Annotated in this window: 6 protein-coding genes; 4 read left to right on the top strand and 2 right to left on the bottom strand. The window is 48.9% G+C overall.

Annotated elements, in window-relative coordinates; translation table 11 throughout:
• Nucleotides 1-561: 561 nt before the first annotated feature.
• The 3 genes from C5S61_RS13695 to C5S61_RS13685 all read left to right on the top strand — a co-directional run bounded on the left by C5S61_RS13695 (nucleotide 562) and on the right by C5S61_RS13685 (nucleotide 3,954).
• Nucleotides 562-1,926, top strand: a complete 1,365-nt coding sequence (locus C5S61_RS13695) for an ATP cone domain-containing protein (RefSeq protein WP_240614521.1) — start codon at nucleotides 562-564, stop codon at nucleotides 1,924-1,926.
• A 177-nt stretch (nucleotides 1,927-2,103) separates the two neighbouring features.
• Nucleotides 2,104-3,057: a glycyl radical enzyme family protein gene (locus C5S61_RS13690; protein ID WP_205701402.1), complete on the top strand. Its 954-nt coding sequence runs from the start codon at nucleotides 2,104-2,106 to the stop codon at nucleotides 3,055-3,057.
• Between the two features lie 213 nt (nucleotides 3,058-3,270).
• Nucleotides 3,271-3,954 (top strand): hypothetical protein, encoded by a 684-nt coding sequence (locus C5S61_RS13685; protein WP_110515609.1) that lies wholly within the window; start codon nucleotides 3,271-3,273, stop codon nucleotides 3,952-3,954.
• Between the two features lie 170 nt (nucleotides 3,955-4,124).
• Here C5S61_RS13685 and C5S61_RS13680 read toward each other — a convergent pair whose 3' ends face one another.
• Nucleotides 4,125-4,337 carry a helix-turn-helix domain-containing protein gene (locus tag C5S61_RS13680; protein WP_110515608.1) on the bottom strand — a complete coding sequence of 71 codons (213 nt, stop codon included), beginning with the start codon at nucleotides 4,335-4,337 and terminating at the stop codon, nucleotides 4,125-4,127.
• A gap of 206 nt (nucleotides 4,338-4,543) precedes the next feature.
• Between C5S61_RS13680 and alr the strand changes: the two genes are divergently transcribed.
• Nucleotides 4,544-7,099, top strand: coding sequence for an alanine racemase (gene alr, locus C5S61_RS13675; protein ID WP_110515607.1), 2,556 nt, complete (start codon nucleotides 4,544-4,546; stop codon nucleotides 7,097-7,099).
• A gap of 363 nt (nucleotides 7,100-7,462) precedes the next feature.
• Here the strand turns inward: alr and C5S61_RS13670 are convergent, their stop codons facing one another.
• Nucleotides 7,463-8,626 (bottom strand): glycosyltransferase family 87 protein, encoded by a 1,164-nt coding sequence (locus C5S61_RS13670; protein WP_240614522.1) that lies wholly within the window; start codon nucleotides 8,624-8,626, stop codon nucleotides 7,463-7,465.
• Nucleotides 8,627-9,335: the final 709 nt, after the last annotated feature.

The following is a 9,335-nucleotide window of genomic DNA, read 5'->3' as shown; positions in this document are numbered from 1 at the left end:
TGATGATCGTTCAAATCACGCCTGCGGTTTAACCTTTAGGGGTGATTTTGGCCAATTTGGAATTTTCTAATCTTCATTAAAATTGGTTTGCTGGCTGTTTATAGCTTGTGGATAAGCAAGTTTTGCACCGTTAGAATCTGCTAAATAGCCAACGATTGCAACTCGTTTTTTTAGCCCACTTTCCATAAAAAATACTAGATGTAGTGTTGACAGCTAAAAAGACATACTATATATTGGATTGCACAAGCTTCCTAGCTTTCATCAAAGCACCGTTTACAGAGTAGATTTACGATAGCGTTACGACTTGTAACGCATATTTTTTTGAGTCTGTACAGTAAGTAAGAGAATCGCTCTTTGCTTGCTGTTTTTTAATGGGAAGGCTTAGTCTCTAGGTACTCGTGGTTGCCCCAATGCAACCAAATGTGAATGGATTGCTCTGCGCCTCTGCCTTCAATGCACACGCAATCAATCAAAAAAACTTGTATTTGCCGCTGTAATCATTGTTTGATTGCTGGCTTAATTTTTTGTTCTCATTTTTTGGATGTTTGAAAGGACTTGGTTATGACGGAACAGGTCACCTTGACCCCGCTCGATGACCGCCAAGTAACGCCGCCAGCCACCATTATCAAGCGTGATGGTCGTGAAGTGGCATTTGATGTAGCCCGAATTGAACGTGCCTTAACCCGCTGTTTTGCTGGTTTAGGCCGTCAACCACATATCACCGTTGCCGAATTGGCCCAACGGGTGGTCAATATTTTGGCTGCCAAATATACCACCACGCCAACTGTCGAAGCTGTGCAAGATACAGTTGAGGTGATGTTGCAAGCTGCTGGCGAGTTTGATGCCGCCAAGAGCTACATTCTCTATCGCGCCGAACATGCCAAAAAGCGTGAACAACGACCTGTGCCTGAAGCGATTCGCCATGCCTTTGCCGAATCAGACCAATATTTTCCTTCGCCGTTGCAAAAATTCCAGTTCTTCGATAAATATTCGCGCTTCGATTACGATTTGGGCCGCCGCGAAACCTGGATCGAAACCGTCGATCGCTCGGTGAATTTCTTGCGCGAAATTTCTGACAATAAGCTTGATGACGCAACCTACAACCGCGTGCGCCAAGCGATTCTTGAAATGCGTGCCATGCCTTCAATGCGCTTGTTGGCGATGGCTGGGCCTGCTGCTCGCCGCAACAATATTGCGATTTACAACTGCTCATATTTACCAGTCGATAGCATCGATTCGTTTGTTGAAGCCTTGATTATTTCAATGAGCGGTTGTGGCGTTGGCTTCTCGGTCGAACACAAATACATCGAGCAATTCCCACGGGTCAAGCGCCAATCAGGTGCGCCAGCCACCCAATATGTAGTTGAAGATTCAGCTGAGGGCTGGGCCGATGCGCTGCGCTTTGGCTTGCAAACCTGGTTCGATGGCAACGATGTTAGTTTTGATCTTTCGCAATTGCGGCCTGCTGGCGCTCCATTGCGGATCAAAGGTGGCCGTGCTTCAGGGCCTGAGCCATTCCGCCAGATGCTCGATTTTGCTCGCTCACGGGTTTTGGCGCGCCAAGGCTCGTTCCTGCGCTCAATCGATGCCCACGATATTATGTGCTCGGTTGGTAATGCAGCGGTCAGTGGTGGCGTGCGGCGTACAGCAATGATCAGTCTGTTCGATTACGACGATCACGATATGCTGACTGCCAAAGATGGTGATTTCGACCGCGAAAATAGCCAACGCTGGAACGCCAATAACTCAGCGGTCTGGCCAGCTAGTGGTTTGACCCAACTCGAAATCATTGAGCAAGTGTTGACGATGGTGAAATCTGGTCGCGGCGAACCTGGCATTTTCAATCGCCAAAGCGCGATCGATATGCGCCCAGCCCGTCGCAAGCCCGCCGAATATGGCACGAATCCGTTAAGCCTAGCGGCCTAAGTTGGTGACAACCTAGGAAAACCCTGAATAACGATGGAAGCCTAGAAGTAGGTAACGTCGTCGGATCGCCCGCAAGGGAAGCCGCGAACGAGTGACAAAGGGCAACTCAATTGAGTTGGTGACGCACTCTGAACTGCACGTATAACCAATTGAAGGTGCAGACCACAACAGAAATGGTTGTGGCGGCTCGCAAGAGCAGGTAACAGTTTTGGTGGCGAAATTATTCTGCGGCCTTACCAGTTTTGTAATTTGACGGCAGCGGTTGCTCGTGCCGACGATACCTTTGAAACGTTGCGCGAAAAAGTCGAAGTTGCCACGATTATTGGCACCATCCAATCAATGGCGACCCACTTCCCAGGTTTGCGGCCTCAATGGTCGGAAAACTGCCAAGAAGAACGCTTGCTCGGCGTGGACATCACCGGCCAAATGGATAGTACAGTGGCGCAAGATCCAGAAGTACAACGCCGCTTGCTCGAAATTGCGGTCGAAGTTAACCGCGAATATGCAGAAAAGCTGGGCATCAATCAATCAGTATCGATCACATGTGTCAAGCCAAGTGGCAACAGCAGCCAATTACTGGATTGTGCTTCGGGTCTGCACTCACGCTGGGCACCATACTACATTCGCAACGTGCGGGTTAGCACCCACTCGCCAATTTACAAAGTGTTGCGCGATGCTGGCGTGCCGATGGACCCTGAAAATGGCCAGACCCGTGATGATGCAACGACTTGGGTTGTGCACTTCCCAGTCAAAGCGCCAGAAAATGCGATTACCCGCAATAGCCGTGGCGCGATTGAGCAATGTAACTATTGGTTGCAAAACAAACTCAATTGGACTGAACATAATCCATCGGTGACGATTACCTACAAGCCCGATGAAGTGATGGAAGTGATGAAATGGATTTGGGAAAACCGCGAGGTAATTGGTGGGATGGCCTTCTTGCCATCATTTGATGCCAATTATGCCCAAATGCCGTATGTGGAAATTGGCCGCGAAGAATACGAAAAACTCGCTGCCGAATTCCCGCCAATCGACTTCTCGAAAGTGTATCGCTACGAAGAAGAAGATTTGACCACGGCAGCGCAAGAATTGGCCTGTATGTCAGGTGCGTGCGAAATCGATTTCCTTTAAGCTGAATATTCTACTGAATTGAATTTTTTGCGGGCTGAATGACTATGGGTTACAACTATAGCTTGTTCAGCCCACAACTTTAGCAATGATGGTAAACGATCGAATTACGAGGATGGGCGAAATGAAAGTAAATGATTGTTATTTTTTCGTAGATGAATCTGGTGATCCGACTTTTTACGATAAACGTGGCAATTTAATTGTTGGTGAACAAGGATGCTCAAAATACTAATCCTTGGCTTTATCAAAACTGCTGATCCAGCACGCTTGCGTAGCCATGTTCGTCAATTTCAGCAAACGATTGTGAATAAGCCTGAATATCAACAGATTCCATCATTGGCTAAAACCAAGAAGGCACTGCACGCAAAGAATGATGTGGCCCAAATTCGCGATAGCTTTTTTGAAGAGATTGCGACGATGGAATTTAGTGCTCAATTTGTAGTTGCCCGAAAAGTAGAAAAAGTTTTTCGCAATAACTTTCAAGCGAAAGAACTTCAATTTTATCATCATCTCGTGAGTGTTTTATTTCAGAACAATTTGCATTTGCATCATACAAATCATATTTATTTCTCTCAGCGTGGTTCCAGTACTCGCCAAGAACCGCTCACTAGTGCAATTAATGAAGCTGTTACGAGGTTTGAGCAAAAAAATAATCGAATAATGAATAGCCAACGCCATATCTACGCGCAAACTCCTAGCTCTGAGCCTTGTCTCTCAATTATTGATTATATGAATTGGGCAGTTCAGCGAGCATTTATCTATCGTGAAATTCGGTATATTGATATTGTTCGTTCAAAAATTAGCCTCATTTTCGATTTATACGATACAAAAGCAAGAGAACGTGAAAAATTTTATGATCGAAAAAATAGTTTTGAGTTAAATAAAATTGCTCCATTATAGCTAGGCTCGTTTACCGAGCGCACGGCATGGAGCCGACTTTCGCATATAATGGAGCAAATTTTTTAGATACTGCGATCATAGCATGGCTACCCCTCGCTGTCAATGAAATGTGCCGAATATTCTACTACTAGAAACAATGAAGGTCGGGGTATCCCGACCTTCATTGTTTCTTAGTCTTTACCGCCGACTGAGAGAAGCATCAGCGGGCTAACTTGCAGCGCGTTCGCGATTTTCTCAAGGTTCTCGCGGTCGATGCGCTTCGATTCATCGTGCCACAGTTTGCGAACCGTTTCGGGGTTGACTTTGGCTGCGTCGGCTAGTGATGTGATGTTGAAACCCTTTTGTTGCGCCACTTCGCGTAGCACTACTCGAATCCGTTGCATAAAACATCCCTCCACGAGATAAAATACCAACACACACTGCGATTATACAACCGTTCTACTTGGCGCTATGCACATATCCTGATAGGACGAAGGTCGCCAATTTTGGCTATAATGCATCCCCATAAGTAGGGAAGCCATGTGGGATACGCGGCTGTCGATCGCTGGCCCAACCAACGTGGTTGGGTTGTATGTTGAGTAGGAATTTCATGATTCATGTTATAGATTTAATTGCCGCCGGAGCGCACCTAGCGCAGGCTGGCGACCAGATACAATGGTCAGGTTGGGCGTATGACTCGCGTCTCGCCCGAACTGGTGATCTATTTATTGCGCTGCAAACAGCGCGGGCTGATGGCCATGGATTTATTCGCGATGCCATTGCCGCTGGCGCGACAGGGATTGTCTGTCAATATGCACCAAGCGTCATCCCAGCAGCGATTAGTGTCTTGACCTGTGACGATCCCTTGAGCTTGTTACGGCGTTGGGCCAAAGCCCAATTTGCCAAGCATGCGCCGCGCACGGTGGCGATTACTGGCAGCGTTGGCAAAACCTCGACCAAACGGGCGGTTGCTCACGTTTTAGCGAGCCGTTACGCAGTGCTGCGCAGCCCACGGTCGTTCAATGCCGATTTAGGGTTGTCGGTAACTATGGCCGAGCTTGCGGCTCAGCAATGGGCAGTTTTAGAGTTTGGAGCCGATCATCCAGGCGAGATTAGCCAGCTCTGTCAGCTGTTTCCACCGGAGATTGGCATTGTCACCAATGTTGGTTCGGCACATTTTGGGGCCTTTGGCTCGCAAGCCGCAATTGCCCACGAAAAGGCCGCTATTATTCAACAGTTACCCGCCCACGGTTACGCAATCTTGAATGGCGATGATCCCCTTGTGGCTGCAATGGCTGAACAAACGCACGCTCGCCTTCTGCGGGTTGGGCAGAATGCAGCGTGCGAAATTCGTTGGAGCGATGTGACCAGCACCGTTCAGACAACCCGTTTTACTATCCACATACCTGAACATGCCCCTGAACGCATTCAACTTTCAGCAAGTGGCGTGCCAAGTGTGCAGGCGGCGGCGTTTGCGCTTGCGGTTGGCTATGTTGCGGGCCTGAGTTTGGCCGAAATGCAGGCAGCCTTGGCCAATTTAACCCCAGCGCATGGCCGTTTCAACCCGTTGGCGGGGCGCAATGGCGCAATAATTATTGATGATACCTTTAATGCTGCCCCCGAATCGGTGTATGCTGCGCTGCAAACGCTTGGCTCGTTGCCAGCCCGTCGCCGGATTGCAATTCTGGGCGATATGGCTGAATTGGGTGCTGCCAGTCCTCATTTTCATCAACAAGTGGGCCAAACTGCCGCCGAGCATGTTGATCTCTTAATTACCAAAGGCGATCAAGCTGCGCTCGCGGCCAATCGAGCACGTGAACTAAGCTTAACCAACGGTTATCACATTAACACCATCAGCGTGCATAGCGCGGCGGCGGCCTTAGCAGCAGTGCCAAGCGATCTTGGTGCAGGCGATTTGGTGTTGGTGAAGGGTGCTGCCGAAGCGCGCATGGAACATGTGGTGGCTGGATTATTGGCCGCAGCAAGCGATCCGCGCCAAGTCTTGGTGCGCCAAGAGCATGTGTGGCGCAATGTACGGATTGGCCTGCCCGATCGGCCAACAACGGTGCGCATCGATCTGGATGCCTTGGCCGCGAATGTGCAGGCGATTCGCCAAGCAGCTGGTGTGCCGCTGATGGCGGTGCTCAAAGCAGATGCCTACGGCCATGGTGCAGTGCGTTCGGCGCGCACGGTGCTGTTGCATGGCGCAAGCGAATTGGCGGTGGCAACCTTGGGCGAAGCCTTACATTTGCGTCAAGCAGATATTGCTGCGCCGATTTTGATTTTGGGCTATACGCCAGCTTGGCAAATGCGCGAAGTATTGCTCAATCGGATTAGCGTGGCGTTGTTTGATCGCCATGTTGCCCAATCGTTGCATGAACAAGCCAGCGCCTTGGGCATCAAAGCCCAAGTGCATATTAAAATCGATACTGGCATGGCACGGCTTGGTTTGGCAATCGAGCAAGCTGTGGATTTTATCGCATGGCTGAATAGCTTGGCGGGCATTGAAGTGGTGGGCATTTTTACCCATTTTGCCAATGCAGATGAAGCTGATGCCAGCTTTTTTGAACTGCAACAACAGCGCTTTCAGCAGGTACTTGATCAATTAACTGCGCGAGGATTACGCCCGCCAGTGGTGCATGCCGCCAATAGTGCCGCAGCCATGGCTCATCCCAGTGCGCGCTACGATATGGTGCGGGCAGGCATTGGCTTGTATGGTATCGACCCAAGCAGCGATGTGCGTTTGGGCTTACAACCAGTTTTGGAGTTTCAGACCGAAGTCGCCCAAGTGCGCCAACTGGCGGCTGGTAGCCCAATCTCCTATGGCTGCACCTTTGTTACCAAGCGCCCATCGCAGATTGCGACGATTCCGGTTGGCTATGCAGACGGTTTTCGGCGTGCGCCCCAACCATGGCGCGAAGTGCTGATTCATGGCCGACGTGTGCCAGTCGTTGGCCGCGTTTGTATGGATTATGCTATGATCGATGTAACCGAGCTGGAGCATGTGCAGCGTGGCGATCAGGTGGTACTCATTGGTCAACAGGGCGCTGATCGCATTCGCGCCGAAGAAGTGGCTGCGTGGTTGGGCACAAATGCCTATGAAGTGGTTTCGGCGATATTGCCGCGCGTGCCCCGTGAGCCAGTTGAGCATTTCGCCGAACGCTAAACGAGGGGTCAGGGTCAGGTTTTAACGCAGAGGCGCAGAGCACGAAGGGCTATAGGCTGTGGGCTAGTGGCTTTTGGATGAACGATTGGCGGGAAATCCCACCGATCTTCCGCTAGCCAATAGCTGTACTGGTTTATCACGTTAACAACCGCCTGATCCCCTCACCCCAACCCCTCGCCCGTGGCGCGGGCGCGGGGCTTTAATCGGCGATTTTGGCGCAATGGATAGTGAAATAGTCGGCTCCCCTCGCCCGCGTGCAGTGGGAGAGGAGCTGGGGGTGAGGGCATGCTCCTCGTTGTTAATCCAATGAACCATTACAAATAGCCACTAGCCTATAGCCGTGCTCTGCATCAACCATGGTATTTAGGCTTGTTGGTGATAAGGTTGGGCTGAGATAGGCTTAATTGGGCGATAATAGATTAATAACGCCCATAGGATCACATTTGAGATAAAGCCGAAGCTCAAGAAGATTGGTGTAGGCGCTTGGTCGAGCAAAAAGCGCCAAAAGCGTTCAATTACCAATGGTAGGAGGCTCATAAGTAAACCGAGCCAAAGCCATTGGCGTTGGTTGGATGCTAGGCTTCGCGCATGATTCATCAGCCACGCCATGGGGATAACTAACAAAAACAGATAATGATTATGAACAACCGGAAAGCATAAGAGGGTTAAGCTAATAATCAGGCCAAGGTCAAACCACAGCAGATCAGCATTTGAATCACCACGCCAGCGTGCGAAAAAATACTTAATTGATGGGATTCCAATCGTACTTGCAAGGATTACTGCCACAATTGGCGCAAGCAGTGGCGCATTGATCAATGGCTTAAGCGTTAAGTATATAACCTGATTGTGATATTGATAGATATAATTATGTTCTTGGAAGAGCCGTTTGCTAAATGGCCAGATCGATTGATCAATAATATTTGATAAATGCCGCAGGTTTGGCATAATCTCGGTAAAGAAGATGATCGTATTTTGCCAACCACCTCCAAGCCATATCCCAACCCCGATTGCGGCCATTATTCCCCCAATCACGCCTGCAATTGCCCGATAGCGTCGATGGATGATAAAAATCAAACCAAAAGCAAGCGGGTAAATCTTAATAACCCCAGCAATGCCGATTAAGCTGCCTGCTAAAATATCGACCCATGCTGAGGTTGATGGCCTGCGCAATAACAGTAAACACCCAAGCACTAAGCCAAATAAAATCAGATTCACTTGGCCTAAGATTAAGGTTTCATACAATGGTGGAAACAGGATAAGAAAACCTAATAACAGATACGCTTGACCAAGCGAAAGTGTGATTAAGCGCAGTAACCAACGCCAACCCACAATCAACAGCCCCAGATTAATCCATAACCAAAGCGTTTGCGCTGGTCTGATCGCAATTGTTGCAAGAGGTCGAAGCAAGGAGGCAAAAAAAGGTGGGTAAATATAGGGCGAATATGGTAATCCATCGATCCGTGGCTCAATTACGGGGTATAACTCGCGATACAGTGGTTCATGATGGTTAAGCACGTAAGCGCCCATGTAGTAGCAGGTAAAATCATATTGATGAACCCGATTGATAAATGCCGGAAATGCTGTCAATAAGCCTAAAACAGCCAAGCAGCATGTACCGATACCAAGCACCATTATGATAGGAGATCCCCGATAATCCATGGTTTTAAGCAGATTTAGCCTCATTAGTTTCCTCATTACTTTCTCCAACACTAAAAGCTTGAACAAACGTAAAAATGGCAACCAAAAGCGATCTACTAATCAATTAGAAGATCTGTCGGGCTGGAACGTCATGCTTTATGGGGTAAATAATGTAGATAGTTAATGATATATGTATCTATTTTCGATTGCAGATAATATCACATATGTGGAGCCTATAATTTCGTACTTTGGCGCTATTTTTAGTATTTTGACATTGCGCCATATGAAGAGGATTGATAGTTTGGTCTGGTCGATTAACCACAACAACCCCCAAGCCGCTAAAGCTTTAGCGGCTTGGGGGTTATCGCGAGCTGTTAAATACCTGTTGGTTTAACGCAGAGGCGCAGCGAACGATGGCTATTGGCTATTGGCTTTTGGCTGAACGATTGACGGGAAATCCCATCGATCTTCCGCTAGACCATAGATGTACTGGTACATCAGGTTAACAACCGCCTGATCCCCTCACCCCAACCCCTCTCCCGTGCGCGGGCGAGGGGCTTTAACACCGTAGCTCTCCCCCAATTCCTTGGTGAGAAAC

It is taken from the genome of Herpetosiphon llansteffanensis, assembly GCF_003205875.1.
Classification (GTDB): domain Bacteria; phylum Chloroflexota; class Chloroflexia; order Chloroflexales; family Herpetosiphonaceae; genus Herpetosiphon; species Herpetosiphon llansteffanensis.
This window is presented reverse-complemented; position numbering and strand designations above follow the sequence as displayed.

Excerpts from the sequence above, each read along its gene's own strand:
- C5S61_RS13695 (WP_240614521.1), top strand. The coding sequence starts at position 562 with ATGACGGAACAGGTCACCTTGACCCCGCTCGATGACCGCCAAGTAACG.
- alr (WP_110515607.1), top strand. The coding sequence starts at position 4,544 with ATGATTCATGTTATAGATTTAATTGCCGCCGGAGCGCACCTAGCGCAG.
- C5S61_RS13670 (WP_240614522.1), bottom strand. The coding sequence starts at position 8,626 with ATGGGCGCTTACGTGCTTAACCATCATGAACCACTGTATCGCGAGTTA.
- C5S61_RS13680 (WP_110515608.1), bottom strand. The coding sequence starts at position 4,337 with ATGCAACGGATTCGAGTAGTGCTACGCGAAGTGGCGCAACAAAAGGGT.
- C5S61_RS13685 (WP_110515609.1), top strand. The coding sequence starts at position 3,271 with ATGCTCAAAATACTAATCCTTGGCTTTATCAAAACTGCTGATCCAGCA.